The sequence below is a fragment of the Mitsuaria sp. TWR114 genome (assembly GCF_007997345.1).
Genome location: NZ_VOSR01000696.1, coordinates 1 through 928 on the forward strand (window position 1 = coordinate 1; position 928 = coordinate 928).

1 protein-coding gene is annotated in these 928 nt (G+C 70.3%); it reads left to right on the forward strand.

What is annotated here, in order from left to right; all coding sequences use genetic code 11:
• The coding region (locus FUT87_RS22565; RefSeq protein WP_147242462.1) for a pectate lyase at nucleotides 1–870 on the forward strand (870 nt) is incomplete at its 5' end.
• Nucleotides 871–928 lie beyond the last annotated feature (58 nt).

Consider the following 928-nt stretch of genomic DNA (forward strand, 5'->3'; position numbering starts at 1 on the left):
CCAGCTCCAGCTCCAGCTCATGGCCATCACCACCACCATCACGGCCATGCCCCGGCTCCGGCGACGCCCGATCCGCTGCTCGCGCCCGCACCGGCGCCGGCACCTTCGGTCGGCGCTCCCGCCAAGCCCGACGACGCGGGTCCGGTGTCCAGCAGTACCCCCGCGACCTCGGTGCTGCCGCCGCATCGCGGCGAGGTCGTGGTGAACAAGCCCATCGTCGTCGGCCCGGGCGAGACCTTCGACGGCAAGAACCAGTTGTTCACCGCCGGGTCGGGGCTGAGCGGCAATTCGGCCGAGACGTACCAGCCGGTCTTCATCCTCGGCCCGGGCGCCACGCTCAAGAACGTGCAGTTCCAGGGGGGTGACGGCGTGCACCTGCTGGGCGACGCCAAGATCGACAACGTGCACGCGGTGCACGGCGGCCCGGACGACATGATCACCATCGACGGGCCCGGCAACCGCGCCCACGACGCCCAGCTGGCGGGGATCTCCCCGGCGTCGATTCCCAACGACCGGCCCGCCGAGGTCGAGATCAGGAACTCCTCGTTCCGGCACTCGCATGACAAGGCGATCCAGATCAACGGCGATGCCAACGTGAAGCTCAGCGGCGTCTACGCCGAGGACGTCGGCCAGCTGCTGGTGACGCTGGGCGGCCAGCCGATCAAGGCCAACGTGTCGATCGACGACTCGCAGTTCAGCGGCGTGCGCTCGCACCTGGTGCGGCTGGACGATCGCGACTCCACGCTGCGGCTCGGTCCGAACGTCAGCACCGACACGGGACGCCTCCAGGTCATGATGGGCACGCCGGCCAATGCCAGCGGGGCGACGGTGGTGATGCCGTCCTCCGATCCGGCCGGCGGCGGCAATTGATCGAGGCGCCGCAACCGCGGCGTCCAAAAGCGATGACCGGCCGCGATGCGGCCGGTCG